This window comes from Paludibacter jiangxiensis (assembly GCF_001618385.1).
GTDB classification, from domain to species: domain Bacteria; phylum Bacteroidota; class Bacteroidia; order Bacteroidales; family Paludibacteraceae; genus Microbacter; species Microbacter jiangxiensis.
Genome location: NZ_BDCR01000004.1, coordinates 592,850 through 609,112, shown reverse-complemented (window position 1 = coordinate 609,112; position 16,263 = coordinate 592,850). Strand labels below are relative to the sequence as shown.

Here is a 16,263-nt window from a genome sequence, read left to right as displayed (position 1 = left end):
AGCATAAGATTTATAATCTCAACTCGGAAGTAATGTATTTAAAATAGAATATTAAAAAAACATAAAATGAGTATTTTACATATTTCTCGAATAAAAACGCTTTTGGAAAATCAAGTTTTTCAACATGTTAACCTTGATCAAATTAAAATTGAAAAACCTAAAATATCAGCAGATGAATTAGAAAATATTTGTTTGACTCAATCATATCTTTTATATGCATTGAAAAGCATAACAGGTTTAGATTATTCAGAATTATCTGATTGTATAGTTGACAATTTCAAAGATAATGGTATTGATGCTATTTTGTATTCAAAGAAAAATAATACATTATATATATGTCAGTCAAAATTTAATAAGAGAGGAACATGCAGTGTAGATAAAGGTGAAATACTAAAATTTCTCGAGGGTATTAATGATTTGTTAGCTCTTGATTTCTCAAAGTTTAATTCAAAAGTGAATAGTTTAAAGGAGAATATTGAATTGGCTATTTATTCTGCAAACATTAGAATTCAGATTGTTTTAATACATTCAGGAAATATGTTGGCTTGTGAAATAAAAGACTTAATATTGAATAAGATCGAGTTATTAAATGATACTGATGAAGTGATTTTTTTTAAAGAATTTAGCCTTGTAGAAGCTTATAATTTTCTAAAGGATTCTGTTTCAGGAGAGCCAATCAATATTGAATTGGATTTGTCAAATTGGGGAATAAACGAAGAACCCTATAAATCATACTATGGAACTGTTAATTGTGGAAGTATAGCAGAATTAGCTCAAAATAATCCCAAAAGACTTTTTTCTAAAAACCTTAGAAGTTTTATTGGGTTAAATTCGGTAAATTATGATATAGTTAAATCAATAATTAAAACACCTGAACACTTCTTTTATTTGAATAATGGGATTGTCCTCTTATGTAAGCATATCAATAAGTCTCCATTTAATAGTGGTAAAAGAGATATTGGTAAGTTCAAACTTCTTGACGTATCAGTTATAAATGGAGCTCAAACTGTTGGTTCGATTAAACATGCTTTTGACAAACAACCGGAGAGAGTAACTAATGCGAGCGTGTTCGTAAAGATAATTTCATTGGAGAATACTCCGAAAGATTTTGACAAGCATATAACAATTGCAAGTAATACTCAGAATAGAATAGAAAAAAGAGATTTTATAAGTTTAGATGAACAACAAAGTAGATTAATAAATGAATTTTTCCTCAATAATTTGGTATATCATGTTAAGCGAGATGAATTGATTGAAAAAAAGAATGAAACAAATTATTATTTTGAAGAAGCTACTGTTTCATTAGCGGGTTTTCAAGAGAATGTTGATTATTCAACTTATGCAAAACGAGAGATTGGTAAATTATGGGAAGATGACTTTTACAAAACTCTGTTTAATAAGGATATAAATGTGATTTTTCTAGTTAATATAATTAAAGTATTTCGCGAAATAGAGAAGTATATAAAAACAATTGATGATAATTCAAGAAATATTTGTTTTAATGGTATGTATTTGATTTCAAATATAATATATGCCAAACATCGAAATTTATTATTAAACCCCAATGTGAATATTGCCGAATTCATAAATAATACGTTGGCTAATGATATAAAAGAAGTATGTCAAAAACTTGTTATAGTTTACAATACACGGTTCTCAGTGAATAGAATCCCCTTGTCTTCTTTTAAAAATTTTAATCTTTGTAGAGAAATTAAAGAGACAATATTAGAAATAAGAGGAACCGAATCAGTCATCCAAACTTCTTTGTTTGATAGTTTGGATGATAAGAAATCTACTTCTAATAATTAAGTTTTGGAATCTGATAGCCCTGTGTCCTTCCTCGAGTTCTTTTGCTAGCCTAACAGTTGTAACAAGCCAACTCGCCAGTAGGGAGAACATCTCCGCTAATGCACGAATTGAGTTAATTCAATCGTTCTGTAAATTCTGATGCTGACAATTGACGTGATCGTTTATAATTATTTGGTTTGCAATGATAATTTGCCTCTTTTTGTTGTATATTTTCACCGTAAATTGACAACAAAACCGAAAGGAGGCAACACACCATGAAAGCGTCTACACCATTAATCATTACCATTAGCCGTCAGTTGGGCTGCGGAGGTGCAGCCATTGGTCAGCAGGTGGCCGAAAAGCTGAATATCCGCTATGTCGATCGCGAGATTATCAGCCGGGCGGCGCAACGACTCTCCGTTGTGGAAAAAGAGATTGACGAAAAGGATGAAAAAATTCAATCGTTCTGGAAGTCATTCTTTCAATTGAATGCTCTGGCATCCGATGCCCCTCTTCCTCCCGATATGCGTATCACAACCACGGGAGAAATCTTCAAGGTAGAAAGTGATATTATCCAACACATTGCCAGGGAACAAGCGGCCGTTATTATCGGGCGTTGCGGGTATTATATCCTGAAAGATCATCCCAACGTAATTACGGTTTATCTCCATGCCGACAAAGCTTACCGTGTGGATCGCATTGCCCGTCAGACCGGCATGACCGACAAAGAAGCTCTCGAAATGATTGAAAAAAATGATAAGGAGAGAGGGAATTACATTGAAACGTTTACCGGTAGTAAATGGCATGATGCACGCCAGTTCGATCTTTGCATTGATACAGGCAAGACCGGAGTGGACAATGCAGTGGAACTAATCCTCAATTATGTAATAATGGTTCATTCGTAGGTAAAGGGGGTGCCGCATTTAAGGATTTGGCAAAGAAAAGATGCTGGATTTGTAAAGGATGCTATGCCAGATTAGGAACGGCCTTGTCCGGTGAGCCAAAAAACAAGAGAGACAAGCGTAAAATTGTCCATTGTTTGAAGCTCCTGACGCAAGGAAGGGGCAAGTTTGGACAATTTAGCTTGACGAGCGCCGGTTTTTTGAGCGAAGCGGGCATAGCCTTGACGTTTTTGCTTCCTTTTTGCGTCAAGGTAAAAAGGAAGTCGGGGTTGCAGGGGCGGAAGCCCCTTATCTAATTCTAAAATGCGGAATCTCTTTCATTCGTAGCCTGTTTGGAGGTAAAATAACTTCTTGTTATCTTTGTTGACAAGTGATACCCGTCTTGCAAATCGCATTCAGCGTACACGGCGGGTATTGTTGTGTCTGGCGAACATATTACCGGCACTCATTCTAATCAACAGAATATCTCTTTTTATGCGAAATTACCTCCTCTCTATTATCATGGCATCGGCAATTGTGGTGGGCGGATGCACACAGTCTGGTAAATCTACTCCTGCAGCAGACCATACCGATAAGAATAGCTTGTCGGAAGCGGCACCGAAAAAACAGGAACCGGTTGACTCCATAGCTTACAACAAGAAACTGGCGGTGCTGGCCAATGGCGATACTACCGGGAGATGGCCGGTGAAACATTTGGCCTATCCCATGAAAGGAGCTATTTTGCCGTATAAACGTATTATTGCTTATTATGGTAATCTCTATTCAAAGCGAATGGGTGTGTTGGGCGAATATGCTCCTGACACGTTGTGGGAAATGCTGCGTAAAGAGATGAAAGCCTGGGAAGCTGTCGATCCGTCGACTCCTGTGATACCGGCCATTCACTACATAGCGGTAGTGGCTCAGGGCAATCCCGGCAAAGATGGGAAATACCGTATGCGGATGCCTGCTCATCAAATTGATTCTGCGCTGACCATCGCAAAAATGGGCAACGCCATTGTTTTTCTGGATATACAGGTGGCGCTTAGTAAGTTGAAAGACGAAGTGCCATTGTTGGAAAAATACCTCAAAATGTCGCACGTGCATCTGGCTATCGATCCCGAATTTTCCATGAAAGATGGTAGTCTGCCGGGTAAAAAAATTGGCACGTTCGATGCTGAAGATGTCAATTACTGCTCGGAATATCTGGCCGATCTGGTCAAACAATACAACCTTCCGCCAAAAATTCTGATTGTGCATCGCTTTACACAGGGCATGGTGACCAACTACAAGCAAATCAAGCACCATCAGGAAGTCCAGATGGTAGTGAACATGGACGGGTGGGGTGCGCCTTACCTGAAATACGACACTTATCGTCAGTATATCTTCCGTGAACCTGTTCAGTTTACCGGATTCAAACTGTTCTACAAAAACGACATCAAAAATCCTCCGCATCACATGTTGACACCGCCGGAGCTGATCAACCTGAAACCCAAGCCGATTTATATTCAGTATCAATAATTCACTGGTTGAGATTACCAAAAAATCATCCGGCAACCATTCTTTTTGCTGAAATCGGGAACGATTCTTCCATAAAATAGCTAGATTTGGAGAAGCGTAAGAATAGGTCTGTGTAGCTACTATCCAGACCGGAATAATGATACGGATATGGTTATTGAAGATTTCAACAGGATAAAAGAGCAGTTGGGCTTCGAAGAAGGTATTCACGGGAAAGAAGAGTACTTCAATTCGGTGGTGCTGGTGCTGCTCATGCCGGTAAACGGTGAATATCATTTTGTTTTTCAGAAGCGTGCCGCCAATATTCGTCAGGCCGGCGAAATTTGTTTTCCGGGCGGCAAAATAGACGAAACCGATACTTCGCTGGAGCAGGTTGCCTTGCGCGAAACCTACGAAGAGATGGGGATTCCGGCAGATAAAATTGAAATCATTGGTCGGATCAATACGTTGGTGGCTCCTATGGGTGTGACGGTAGATGCCTTTGTGGGCATCGCGGATGTCAGCTTAGGCGAGCTTGCGGTAAACGTGAGCGAGGTGGAACGGGTGATTACTCTTCCCGTTACCTATTTCTTGGACAATCAACCGGATCGGTATAATGTAAAAATCGAGGTTCATCCTACCACTGTCGATGAAAAAAGCGGTAAAGAAATAGTTCTCTTGCCAGTGGAAGAACTTGGCTTGCCGGCTGTCTATAAAAATCCATGGGGAAACTATCTCTACAAAGTGCTGGTTTACAAAACCGATCAGGGTGTAATCTGGGGAATAACCGCCCGCATTGTCCACGAAGTAGCCCGAAAAATAGCAAAGATAAAAAATGAACAATAATAACCTGCTGTTCGCTGTGTTTATTTTACTTTTTGTCTTGACACAAAAAGTAAACAAAAAAGTCAAGGCTTAGTCCGCTTCGCTCAAAAAACTGGCGTTCATCGACGCAAATCGCCCAAACTTGTTTTCTCCTTTTGTCGAAAACTTCAAACAAGGACGATTTTTGCGTCGTTTCACTTGTTTTTTAGCTTACGCTGACCGTTGGTTGGCTCACCGGACAAGGCCGTTCGAATCTGCATGAGAAAGACTTATGGAAATCGAACTGAATTATTTTTTTATATTTTCTGATAAAACCAGATCCGAAGGATAAAAAAAGAATACCAAACTGACGAAAAGCTGTTAGAGAGAGTAGGCGAGTTACTGACGGTTAGGTGATGAGAAGATGTTTCATGGCCGAGCGAACGAGTTCTTTTCGTCAATGTTTTTTGCTTTCTTTTTGCGCCAAAAAGGAAGGCCTGCCGCAGGCAAAGCATGACTTAATTTCAGCATATCAAAAGAGAAAAAAGCCATTATTTTTTCTCTTTCTTCTCAAATGTCTTATGCATAGCCTTTATCAAGCCCTGCGGCGTCCATGCCGGAGCAACCATTCTTCTGACCGTTTGCAGCGGATAAACGGAATCACGTTTTGAAATCAGCGTAAACGAGAGCTTCATTTGTTTATGCAACTCTTCGGCAGCCTGATGGTTCCAGATTCCATACGGGTAAGCAAAATATTCTACAGGCTTGCCTGTAATTCCTTCCAGTCCTTTTTTCGGATCGGCAACTTCCTTCTTCCAATCAGCCTCTTCCTTGTATTTTGTCACCATGGTATGATCCCAGGTGTGCAAACCTACCGTGTGACCAGCTTTGGCCAGTTGTGCGATCTGGTCCTTACTCATGTAGTTCTTCTTGTTGTAGGTGATAGTCATGATGAAAAATACACCCCGGAAACCATGTTTTTCGAGTACGGGAGCCGCAATTAGGGCATGTTCAACGCGCGAATCGTCAAAGGTAATCATCACCGGTTTTGAGGGCAATTTTTCGTTGTGAGCAAGGTATTCATACAGCTGATCGGGCAAAATGGCATGGTAACCGCTGTCAGCCAGCGCGCTGATCTGGGCTTCGAATTGAGCCGGACTAACCGTGTAATCATCTTTGCGCCCGTCTTCAATGCGGTGGTAGCAAAGAACTGGGACTTCCTGTTTTGCAAGTATTTCGGAAGCACTATTGATAGTCTTGTCTTGAGACGGCTGACTTTGCTGCGACAGGGGAGCGGAAGGTGCATTACTACCGGCACTGCGATTGCAGGAGATAAAAGGACATCCTGCGGACAGGATTATTATAACTGAAAGGATTACTTTATGCATTGGGCGATGACTTTAAGAAGGACAAAAATAGCTGATTTTGCCGGTAATTTTTAAAGTCACATTTATTTCGTTTATGAGATTTCCGGGTGTTTATGCAAAGTGTTTATTGGTAGAGTGATAGCGTAGTTACTAAATGTTCTGAAATAGTATAAAAATAGGATGGGGAAGGAATAAAACGGGACAATACACGCGCAATTTGCTGCGTTATTTAAGAAACTATTACCGGTGATACGTTTTTTAATTTCAGTGAAACACATCTAAAAGTAGCATGTATGAAAAAATTGTTATTTTTTATGGCCGTTGCGGCCACTTTGCTCGTAACATCGTGTACCAATACGATAAATGAGCCTGGCTCAAGAATTGTGTCAGTTTACCTGACCGACGATCCTATGTTTCATCGTCCGGATATGCCCTGGCTCCGCTATAAGTCAGTAAATCTTGACGTCAAAGCGATTCAGTATATCGGCAAGGATTCTATCTGGAAAGATGCGACTTTTACCGAAGCTGTCTATAACATCAAAATGTTGGCGAATGGCGACAGTGCGCTGCTTTCAAAAATCAACATTCCAAGTGGCGAAATTGTACGCCATATTCGTTTTGTTCTGGGTAAGAGTAATTCGGTTGTTCTGTCGGATGGCACCACCAAACAGTTAATCATTCCTTCTAAAAGCGACAGTTCTATTGTGGTGAAAGCAAGAGAAGTAGCTCCTACAGGCAGTTACAGTATTATGCTCGACTTCGATATTGCACGTTCCATCATCAGAGACAGAAGCGGAAATTACATTCTGATTCCTAAAATGAGAGGCTTTATTATGGAATGTACGCAAAGTATCGAAGGTTTTATTTTACCGCGTAAATTGCTCACCAAGGTGTTTGTGGTTAACGGAACGGATACGGTTTCCACTCTTTCGGATACCCTCCGGATGAATTATTTCAAGTTAAGCGGATTTGTCCCCGGTTCATATACGGTTAAATTTATGCCGGTTGACAGCGGATATGTCACGTTGTCCAAAACAGTAACTCTGTCGGGTCACAACAGAGCGATGCTTGGCGAAGTGAAAGTAACTCATTGATAGTTAGGTGATGTTTTTATGAGCCCTGAGTGTTTCCACATTCAGGGCTTTTTTATGACCAATACGTATCATCCGGTCTTTTTGTTTTGAAGCCAAATGAATAGCTCTAAGTGTTTGAATGACTATATTTTCTATCAGTAGATAACTTATTAATATATTTATTGTGTTTTGTCAAATAGTCTTAATGATCAATTATTTAACTTTGAAGATTAAATGTATTTATTATATGACAAAAGAAACCCCAAGATACTATATTTGAAATATTTATGAGAGTAGATTTTTATTAGCAAAACAAGCTAAGCGTTTCTCGAATTGTTGGTCTGACTCTTAGAAATTAGGCGTAACCAGTAGAATTATAGATGCTTGATAATAAGCAACTAATCTTGCTAATCTCCATAGCCCTTCTAATTGTATTTTAATAGCCCCTTCTTTCGCATAAATATTATGATTTCCCCGAAAGGTGCTTTTGTACTTATTTCCAGCTTTCTTTTATCACTATTGTCGACTAATGTTTTTGGAACGGTTTATTACGTTGCAAAGACGGGTAGTGATGCAAACTCCTGTACGCAAGCCAAAAATAAGGCGTCTCCCAAATTGTCGATTGCCGCAGGTATTCAGTGTTTGTCTGCCGGCGATACACTTTATATTCGCGCTGGCGTCTACAATGAATCAATAAATGAATACAATGTAAACCTTCCCAGCGGAACTTCCTGGCAAATGCCAGCTACCATTGCAGGATACCCGGGCGAGAGTGTTACAATTCAACCCAATGCGGGTGCAACTGAAGTCATACGCATCATGGGACCGACAGGAGGAACTCGATATCTGATATTTGATAACCTGATTTTAGATGGAGTAAATGGCGCAACCAATGTGGTGGAAATTACCTATACGGGGAATGATCCAAATAATACGGCAAACCACATCAGAATAAAAAATTGTGAATTGAAAAATGCCCAGAACAATGGTATTTATGTAGATTCTGGATCAAGCAGTAATGAATTTATCAATTTGAAAATTCACAATAATGGCTTATCCGATTTTGATCATGGCATGTATGTCTCAGGCGGTAATAACCTGATTGAAAAATGTGAGGTATACCAAAATGCAGGATGGGGCATTCATATTTTTAATGAGCAAGCGCCTGCGAATGCGACAAACAATATTGTACGCAATAACAATATACACCAAAATGCCCGAGTAGGGAGTAGAGGCGCTGGCATAATTCTTTCGTCAGGAGCAAATAATATAGCATACAATAATCTTATTTGGGGAAATAGTGGGGGCATTCAAATTGATTATAATGCCAGCAACACAGGTGTGTACAATAATACTATTTGGGCAAATAATGGCGGCAATATAGAGAATGCCACTGGAATCGATATCGGTTCTGGTAGTACTGGCGCTATCGTGACCAACAATATAAGCTGGAATCATAAAGCCGGCAATATTTATGATATAGGTGTTGGTTCATCTTTGGCCACTAATTTAACAAACAAATCGCCTTTGTTTGTAGACAGTATACAATACAATTTTCACCTGCAAAGTACTTCGCCAGCCATTAATGCCGGAACAAATCTTACTCCAACGGTTATTGATGATTACGATGGCATCGCTCGTCCTCAAGGTGCCGGATATGACATTGGAGCATTCGAATATTATAGTACACAAGCTATATCTACCATTGCCGTAAACAGTCCGACAGTTACCGAGGGATCATCTCTTGTTTTTAATGTGACATTAAGCATAGCCAGTTCAACTGCTGTTGTTTTTACCCCCGCATTAATCAGCGGAACGGCTACCGTCGGCACCGATACCGGCACTCCGATACAGTACAGCACCAACGGAGGAAGTACGTGGACAACCTGGAGCAACGGTTCCATTACTATTCCGGCGGGAGTGACAAGTCTCAGCATTCGGGTACCGACCATAGATGACACTATTGTCGAACAACCAGAAACGTTTCAGCTCAGCGTGAACGTTAGTAGTGGCAACACGACCAATACCACAGCCTCCGGTACGGGGACAATCAATGATAATGATGTGGCCACTATTGCCACCATAGCAGTAAGTAGCCCGACAGCTATCGAGGGATTACCCCTTGTTTTTAACGTGACATTAAGCATTGCCAGTTCAACTGCTGTAGTTTTTACCCCCGCATTAACCAGTGGAACGGCTACCGTCGGCACCGATACCGGTACTCCGATACAGTACAGCACCAACGGAGGAAGTACGTGGATAACCTGGAGCAGCGGTTCCATCACTATTCCGGCGGGAGTGACGATTCTCAGCATTCGGGTACCGACCATAGATGACGCTATTGTAGAACAACCAGAGACGCTTCAGCTCAGCGTGAATGTTAGTAGCGGCAACACGACCAATACCACAGCCTTCGGTACGGGAACAATCAATGATAATGATGTGGCCACTATTGCGACCATTGCAGTAAGCAGTCCGACAGTTACCGAGGGATCACCCCTTGTTTTTGATGTGACATTAAGCAAAGCCAGTTCAACGGCTGTTGTTTTTACCCCCGCATTAACCAGCGGAACGGCTATCATTGGCACCGATACCGGCACTCCGATACAGTACAGCACCAACGGAGGAAGTACGTGGACAACCTGGAGCAGCGGTTCAATCACTATTCCGGCGGGAGTGACAATTCTCAGCATTCGGGTGCCGACAATAGATGACGCTATTGCAGAACAACCAGAGACGCTTCAGTTAAGCGTGAACGTAAGTAGTGGCAACACGACCAATACCATAGCCTCCGGTACGGGGACAATCAATGACAGTATGGCAATTTATCCTAATCCTGTTGCCGATAAACTTATCGTAAAAATGTCGGACAAAGCAGACCGAATGATGACCATTATGAGTGTTCTTGGAATTGTTGTTTTAGAATCACCAATCAATGATGTGTACAATGAAGTAGATATGTCAAACCTTCCGAAGACTTTATATATCTATAAATTAGTAAGCGGAGCAATAACTTTAAAAACAGGGAAAGTAATCCTAAATACTCACTAAATGTCCGTATTGAGGAAAATGCCTGTAAGAGGAGTAAATAAAGAAGAAACGCCCCAACAACTTTTGGTTGTCGGGGCGTTTGTGTTAGTTACCGTATGAGATTTTCCAACTGACTGAAGCATTTTTTGCCTTGCAGGTAATACATTCGCAAAAGACTTTTAGTGAGCATCCCCGACGGTTTGGCAACTGTTGCGAGGCGCAGGTTGGTTTCCCGTTTGGCTGCAAGATCTTTTCGGATGGCTTTGTAATCTTTTCGGGCTTTAGGAACCTGCAAAGCGTGTTTGAACTGTCCTGTCAAAAGCATCTGCATTGCAGCTACATAGTCGAGTACAAAGCGGGGGAAAGCAATTTTTTGCAACTCTTCGTCGGTCAGGTTTTTGTATAACATGCTCCAGTTGTTGCGAAAATTGAGATAGGTTTTGCGGCTGTTTTTAGCGCTCATACTGCCACCGCCAAGGTGATAGACAGTACTTTGCGGGATACATAAAATAGAACGTCCGCGACTTTTCAAACGCCAGCACAGGTCGATCTCTTCCATGTGGGCAAAAAAGGTATCGTCGAAGCCACCGGCATCAAAAAATTCTTTGGAGCGAATAAACAGGCAGGCACCTGTTGCCCAGAAAACTTCCCGTACGGTGTCGTATTGACCTTTGTCTTCTTCCAGAGAGGAGAATAACCGTCCACGGCAGAAGGGGTAACCCAACCGGTCGATGAATCCGCCGCAAGCTCCCGCATGTTCGAAGCGGGCTCGGTCATTCAGAGCTCTTATCTTAGGTTGACAGGCTGCAACTTCCGGGCGTTCATCCATCACTTTTTCCAAGTGTTCAACCCAGTCGGGCGTTACTTCCACATCCGAATTGAGCAAAATAAAGTATTCGGCTTCTATCTGAGCTAATGCTTTGTTGTAGCCTCCGGCAAAACCATAATTCTTGTCGAGCTGAATCAGTCGTAACTGCGGGTAAGTGCTTTTCAAAAACAGAATAGAATCGTCTGTAGAACAATTGTCTGCAATTACAATTTCGGTATCGGCGGTGGTGGTGTGCTGCACTACCGACGGCAGAAAACGTTCCATGTGGCGTTTTCCGTTATAATTCAGAATAACAATGCTGATTTTCATTTTTCTCGTTTATGTTTCCAGCGTTTGTGTGACCAAAGGTAAAATGCCGGATCACGTTGTATAGTTTGTTCTACTTTGCGAATAAAGCGCTCGCATATTTCATAAGGCTCCAACGAAGCCGGATCACTTTCAATAATCGATAACGTTGCTTTGTAATAACCTCTTTTTACAACCTGACAGTCAATGTAATATACTGAAAAGTCAAGTTGTCGGGCTATTTTGTCCATGCCTGTAAGTACAGGGGTGTCCTGATGGAGAAAGTTGGTCCAGTATTCCAGATTGTTAACGGAAGGCGTTTGATCCGAGACCATGGCCACAACGTGAGGCTGTTTGCTCTGCTTGATCCGTATCATCGCTCTTAAAGTGTTGTTCTTCGAAATATTGAGTGTGCCGAATCGTTCCCGCGCTTTAATGAAAAGCTCGTCGATGCCGGGGTTTTTCAACGGACGGTAAACAGCTGCCAGTGTTACACCCGGGCGAAACCGGCGTTCAAGCGTTGAGAGCCAGTCCCAGTTGCCATAATGACCAAGAAGCAGAATGATGTTTTTCCCTTTGTCGAGTTGTTCGTAAAACAGATCGAAATTGTCGATTGTTATCCGCTTGTCTAGCTCTTTTTCTGAAATGCGGGTCATCTTTATCAATTCAACGCCATAATCGCAAAGGTGGCGATAGAATTTATTTTCGATAGATTTCAGCTCTGCATCGCTCTTTTCGGGAAAAGAATTGCGAAGATTCATTCTTACAATGTTCAGACGGTAGCGAACAACTCTGTGAACGAAGAATGCTGCAATATCCGAAATCAGGTAAAGCACAGTCAACGGCAAACAGGCAATTACTCCTGCAAATGCGTAGAAAATATAATAACCTAATGTGTCGCTAAGTTTTTTCATCAGCTAACTCTGCTTTATTTGAGGGGTATTGTATATCCGATATTGTAAGAGAAGCCCCAAACGGTACCACCAGTAATGCCATACCCCGGAACATACCAGGGAGAATAGGTCTGGCCGCCGGTCGACAATCCCATTTTCAGGCGTCCGCTCCAGCCCATTGTGATATTCTTGAGAACATTGAGTCTGACTCCGGCAACAAATTCACCCCATTTTGCAGAGGCTTTCAAATCGTTGGCATTTGTTACATTGCCGGTTTTCCAGTATTCGTCTGCCATCGGAAGATTGCGGATGTCATAGCTGAAGGGAGCAAAACCAAAACGCAGTCCGACGAACAGGGCGGATTGTGCAATTTGTTTCGGATTGTTAGTTTTCAGAAGATTGACGTTGATACCGATACGGTTGTATATCCCCTTAGCAATATATTGGCCTCCCTCGTCGGCGACATGATTTATATTGGCATAACCAATTTCCCATACAGGAAACCATTTATTGCGCAGGTTCAGGTCAGCGGAAGCTTCGAAATAGGATACCCCCGAGCTTTGTAATTTGCTGATAAAGGGACCTGCAACGTCTGCCTGAACCGATATCGCCCTTAGAAAAGGCTGTGGTTCCGCTTTTTTTGCTACAGGTTTTTTAGCTGCTTTCTTTACCGGAGGTTTACGGTCCTTGTTTTGTTGACCCATAACTCCAGAAGTGAAAACGACCAGCACCAACAAGCTAAAAATATATCTGGAGATTTTCCCGTTTAGTAGTGCTGACATTATCGTATTTTACTTTTATTCGTTTTACTTTGTGCTGAGTGTAAGATAATTTGGTGGAATCCAGTTTGTGCGTCACCAGGCAGCCACATTCGAGCGACAGATACTTCTGAATATTGGCGTGAATTACCGTCAGCGTATCGTAAATGGTGTTGAACCGGATAACAAACCTGCTGGTATCGTTCATCTTCTGCAAAGGCATGCTGATTGACGTTACCGACTTGGAGTTAGAATACAGTAAGGAATCATTTCCCAAACCTTTGACCCAAATACTGTCAACGGTAAACGTTTTGGTAGTGTCGTTCTTAATTGTGTAAAAATTAGAAGTCATCACCACATAACGATTTTCGTGGCAGCTGTTGTCGTTGGTACAGGCTATATAAGCGACGGCCAAAAGCAAAAATAAGGCTATGGAAAGCAGTTTGTTCATTCGCTTAACGATATTCCACCAATTCAGATAAAGGCTTGCGTTGCTTATCTTCTTCCGTTAAGTCTTCAGGGTCAGTTGGATAGCCAACAGGAATTATGGCGATGGGTTCCATGTGCTTAGGAATAGACAGCGCGGCTACGCATTTGCGTACATCAAAATTGCATATCCAGCAAGTGCCTAATCCCTGATCGGCAGCAGCAAGAGTGAGGTGTGTGATGGCAATGGCTACATCCACATCGCAATAGTCTTTTTCGTCGGAAGAACGTTTCCACGATCTGTTGTGGTCGCCGCAAACAACGATACATGCAGGCGCAGTGCTGAACCATTCGCGGGGATAACAATCCTGTAATTGGTTAAGCAGGGCTTTGTCTGTTACTACAATCATTTTCCACGGTTGGAAATTTACGGCAGAAGGTGCGATACGTGCTGCTTCAAGCAGATATTCAATCTTTTCCTGTTCTACGGACTGTGCCTTGAAACTACGCACAGAATGACGTTTGCGGGCAAATTCTATAAAGCTCATATGATGTTCAAAATTAAAAGTTGCAAGTTCAAAGTTAGAAAATTTATCCTGTTTGATAAAGACAATTTATTGACGGGCTACTTTTTTAAGCGCAGCTTCGGTAGCATCCAGTAAGGGTTGTGTCGAAATCTCTTTACCTACAGCTCCTTTCATCCATATCTGGGGTGTAAATCTTCCCTGAGAATAGATTCTCTCTATTTCGGAAGCCAGTGTTTCTTTTGTGAAATGTTGTTCCAGCTGAAACTGTATAAGGAAACCGAAAGGATAGTTTGAAAGGTATAACGGATCATTGATCATGTGCGAATAAATGCCCAGAATGGGAGAGTCCTCGTCCCCGAGTACCGGTGCATAAAATCGGTTCCATACGTCTTTGGCGCATTGTACAACGGCATCTCTCAGTTCGGTCGCAGTAGCATCGGGATGTGCATAGAGCCATTGCCATGTGTGCAAGTCGACAAGCGAAACGCCCATAATTTCGTAGACATCCCAGAATGTGTCGAGTGTTTGAAGTACTTCAAGATTTTCAACTTTACCGGAATACCCCAGTAAGTCTAAATCGCGTTTTTGGAAAACAAAGGCAAGCGCTTCGGTATGAGCTGTGTTAGGAATGCCATGCAGCATATAATCGTCAACGTCGTGCAGACTAATGGTTTGTTCTACGTTATGTCCAAATTCATGCGTGGCAATGTTGTAGCCTTTGTAATCCATTCCGTTCGCTCCCACGCGGGTACGCAACCGTACTTTTTCGGATTTGGATTCCGAACCCATCGCGTGTCCCGATCCCCGTGCCGGATCAATCGCAACGTTTTGAGCAATGCGGTGTGCTTCACTTTCGCTGAAACCCAGTTTTCTCAGAATGTTTTCCATGTCAGCACCATAAGCTTGTGCCGTCGGGTATAGCTTTTGCGTTTTAGCAGTCAGTTCATCCTCCGGGATAACGCTTCTTGCCTTGAAACCATCGTACCAGATGTCGAACGGTTGCAGTTTACGACCCAGTCGTTTGCTGATCACGGCAGCAACCTCTTTCACTTGCGGCGACGACAGGTATGATGTGAAAAGCTGTTCAACCTCCGAGGAAGAAATTTCCATTCCGTGATCGAATGAGCGTTGTATGTAAGTCGGGTAGAGTGGGCTATAGGCGTCTGCTGCTTTCTGAGCCTTGAACTGGTTCAGGAGGATGTTGTAACGTCGGTTGCCTTCAGCTGCCAGTGTAACTTCTTTTCCGTCTTTCCAGGTCTTATTCAGGTAAGGATTCCATTCGTATGCCGGATTGTTGATGACGTCGGCTGGTATGGACTGATCCACAATGTGTTTCATTACAGAGTAGATCATTTGTTGTTTTTCGAGGCCGCGTTTCTTGTCTGCATAATCCGATTTGAGTTCGTCACGCAGGTTCCAGTGACTAAGCAGCTTCATCGAGGCCGGGAATAATTTCTCCCCTTTGTTGTTTACAAGATGCCCCATCATGATGTTGTACTCGGCAATGTAGTTCTCTCCGGCCATTGAGGCCGCCGAAATATTTTGATTCAACGCTGCCGGTACACGTTCGATAAACATGTCTCCCATACGGGCATATCCCCATTGCTCCCGGCTCCATAGCTTGCCTGCTTCATTTTTCTCCTGAAGCGAGTAGAACGGGAAATTCAACATGGTAATGAATGCAATCTTGTTGGCAAACATATCATCCTGGAAATGAGCAGCAACATCGTAGCTGGCAAAAATTTCGTCGACTGGCGTAATGGTAGGACCATCAATGTGAACTGGCATCTTTAGGTGAACGTCCATCGTGCTGTAACCACCGGTCAGCGTTTCAAATGCCGTTGATAATTTTGAATATAAGGCCTTTTTTGCTTCCGGTGTGGATGCGTAATTATCGTTGCAGAAACGTGTGAAATCAGCTTCGGAGCCATCCTGTGAAGTCCAGAAAGATGCAGTCTGGCGCACACCTTTCACCATCAGGTCATTGTTGCCAAATTTGCTAACCATGCCGGTAATTGTGGCTTCAACGGTTTGGGGAGAAATAGCTTTAGAGTTGGCAGCCATAGACGTTACAGAAACAGATGTCAGCAGTGCCATAACGGTTAGTT

Annotated in this window: 13 protein-coding genes; 6 read left to right on the top strand and 7 right to left on the bottom strand. The window is 42.1% G+C overall.

The features are described from left to right. Positions 1 to 66: 66 nt before the first annotated feature. From PJIAN_RS12680 to PJIAN_RS12660, 4 genes are all read left to right on the top strand, one after another. Complete coding sequence (locus PJIAN_RS12680; RefSeq protein WP_068705626.1) at positions 67 to 1,809, top strand: AIPR family protein; 1,743 nt, start codon at positions 67 to 69, stop codon at positions 1,807 to 1,809. A 254-nt stretch (positions 1,810 to 2,063) separates the two neighbouring features. Next, positions 2,064 to 2,693 (top strand): cytidylate kinase-like family protein, encoded by a 630-nt coding sequence (locus tag PJIAN_RS12675; RefSeq protein ID WP_068705624.1) that lies wholly within the window; start codon positions 2,064 to 2,066, stop codon positions 2,691 to 2,693. Between the two features lie 471 nt (positions 2,694 to 3,164). Beyond that, on the top strand, positions 3,165 to 4,187 hold the full coding sequence (locus tag PJIAN_RS12665) for a hypothetical protein (RefSeq protein ID WP_068705620.1): 1,023 nt from the start codon (positions 3,165 to 3,167) through the stop codon (positions 4,185 to 4,187). A 147-nt stretch (positions 4,188 to 4,334) separates the two neighbouring features. Then, on the top strand, positions 4,335 to 5,009 hold the full coding sequence (locus tag PJIAN_RS12660; protein ID WP_068705618.1) for an NUDIX hydrolase: 675 nt from the start codon (positions 4,335 to 4,337) through the stop codon (positions 5,007 to 5,009). A 509-nt stretch (positions 5,010 to 5,518) separates the two neighbouring features. Here the strand turns inward: PJIAN_RS12660 and PJIAN_RS12655 are convergent. After that, positions 5,519 to 6,355 carry a polysaccharide deacetylase family protein gene (locus PJIAN_RS12655; RefSeq protein WP_068705616.1) on the bottom strand — a complete coding sequence of 279 codons (837 nt, stop codon included), beginning with the start codon at positions 6,353 to 6,355 and terminating at the stop codon, positions 5,519 to 5,521. 272 nt (positions 6,356 to 6,627) lie between these two features. On the opposite strand from PJIAN_RS12655, the gene PJIAN_RS12650 reads away from it, so the two are divergent. Both PJIAN_RS12650 and PJIAN_RS12645 read left to right on the top strand, forming a co-directional pair. Further along, on the top strand, positions 6,628 to 7,428 hold the full coding sequence (locus tag PJIAN_RS12650) for a DUF4382 domain-containing protein (RefSeq protein WP_068705614.1): 801 nt from the start codon (positions 6,628 to 6,630) through the stop codon (positions 7,426 to 7,428). 444 nt (positions 7,429 to 7,872) lie between these two features. After that, the gene (locus PJIAN_RS12645; protein WP_068705612.1) at positions 7,873 to 10,458 is read left to right on the top strand and encodes a right-handed parallel beta-helix repeat-containing protein; all 2,586 of its coding nucleotides are present in this window, start codon (positions 7,873 to 7,875) and stop codon (positions 10,456 to 10,458) included. Positions 10,459 to 10,546: 88 nt separating this feature from the next. Here the strand turns inward: PJIAN_RS12645 and PJIAN_RS12640 are convergent, their stop codons facing one another. From PJIAN_RS12640 to PJIAN_RS12615, 6 genes are all read right to left on the bottom strand, one after another. Continuing rightward, positions 10,547 to 11,575, bottom strand: a complete 1,029-nt coding sequence (locus PJIAN_RS12640; RefSeq protein WP_068705610.1) for a glycosyltransferase family 2 protein — start codon at positions 11,573 to 11,575, stop codon at positions 10,547 to 10,549. Then, positions 11,572 to 12,465, bottom strand: coding sequence for a lysophospholipid acyltransferase family protein (locus tag PJIAN_RS12635; protein ID WP_068705608.1), 894 nt, complete (start codon positions 12,463 to 12,465; stop codon positions 11,572 to 11,574). Before PJIAN_RS12635 ends, PJIAN_RS12640 begins: the two co-directional genes overlap by 4 nt. 14 nt (positions 12,466 to 12,479) lie before the next feature. Then, on the bottom strand, positions 12,480 to 13,226 hold the full coding sequence (locus PJIAN_RS12630) for a DUF6048 family protein (protein ID WP_153802567.1): 747 nt from the start codon (positions 13,224 to 13,226) through the stop codon (positions 12,480 to 12,482). Then, a complete protein-coding gene (locus tag PJIAN_RS12625) occupies positions 13,183 to 13,653 on the bottom strand; it encodes a DUF6452 family protein (RefSeq protein WP_068705604.1) in 471 nt (156 codons plus the stop codon). The genes PJIAN_RS12630 and PJIAN_RS12625 overlap by 44 nt, the downstream gene beginning before the upstream one ends. A gap of 4 nt (positions 13,654 to 13,657) precedes the next feature. Further along, on the bottom strand, positions 13,658 to 14,176 hold the full coding sequence (locus tag PJIAN_RS12620) for a nitroreductase family protein (RefSeq protein ID WP_068705602.1): 519 nt from the start codon (positions 14,174 to 14,176) through the stop codon (positions 13,658 to 13,660). Between the two features lie 66 nt (positions 14,177 to 14,242). Next, a complete protein-coding gene (locus PJIAN_RS12615) occupies positions 14,243 to 16,252 on the bottom strand; it encodes a hypothetical protein (RefSeq protein WP_236714405.1) in 2,010 nt (669 codons plus the stop codon). Between the last annotated feature and the right edge of the window lie 11 nt (positions 16,253 to 16,263).

Excerpts from the sequence above, each read along its gene's own strand:
- PJIAN_RS12645 (WP_068705612.1), top strand. The coding sequence starts at position 7,873 with ATGATTTCCCCGAAAGGTGCTTTTGTACTTATTTCCAGCTTTCTTTTA.
- PJIAN_RS12655 (WP_068705616.1), bottom strand. The coding sequence starts at position 6,355 with ATGCATAAAGTAATCCTTTCAGTTATAATAATCCTGTCCGCAGGATGT.
- PJIAN_RS12680 (WP_068705626.1), top strand. The coding sequence starts at position 67 with ATGAGTATTTTACATATTTCTCGAATAAAAACGCTTTTGGAAAATCAA.
- PJIAN_RS12675 (WP_068705624.1), top strand. The coding sequence starts at position 2,064 with ATGAAAGCGTCTACACCATTAATCATTACCATTAGCCGTCAGTTGGGC.
- PJIAN_RS12630 (WP_153802567.1), bottom strand. The coding sequence starts at position 13,226 with ATGTCAGCACTACTAAACGGGAAAATCTCCAGATATATTTTTAGCTTG.
- PJIAN_RS12635 (WP_068705608.1), bottom strand. The coding sequence starts at position 12,465 with ATGAAAAAACTTAGCGACACATTAGGTTATTATATTTTCTACGCATTT.
- PJIAN_RS12625 (WP_068705604.1), bottom strand. The coding sequence starts at position 13,653 with ATGAACAAACTGCTTTCCATAGCCTTATTTTTGCTTTTGGCCGTCGCT.
- PJIAN_RS12640 (WP_068705610.1), bottom strand. The coding sequence starts at position 11,575 with ATGAAAATCAGCATTGTTATTCTGAATTATAACGGAAAACGCCACATG.
- PJIAN_RS12665 (WP_068705620.1), top strand. The coding sequence starts at position 3,165 with ATGCGAAATTACCTCCTCTCTATTATCATGGCATCGGCAATTGTGGTG.
- PJIAN_RS12620 (WP_068705602.1), bottom strand. The coding sequence starts at position 14,176 with ATGAGCTTTATAGAATTTGCCCGCAAACGTCATTCTGTGCGTAGTTTC.
- PJIAN_RS12650 (WP_068705614.1), top strand. The coding sequence starts at position 6,628 with ATGAAAAAATTGTTATTTTTTATGGCCGTTGCGGCCACTTTGCTCGTA.
- PJIAN_RS12660 (WP_068705618.1), top strand. The coding sequence starts at position 4,335 with ATGGTTATTGAAGATTTCAACAGGATAAAAGAGCAGTTGGGCTTCGAA.
- PJIAN_RS12615 (WP_236714405.1), bottom strand. The coding sequence starts at position 16,252 with ATGGCACTGCTGACATCTGTTTCTGTAACGTCTATGGCTGCCAACTCT.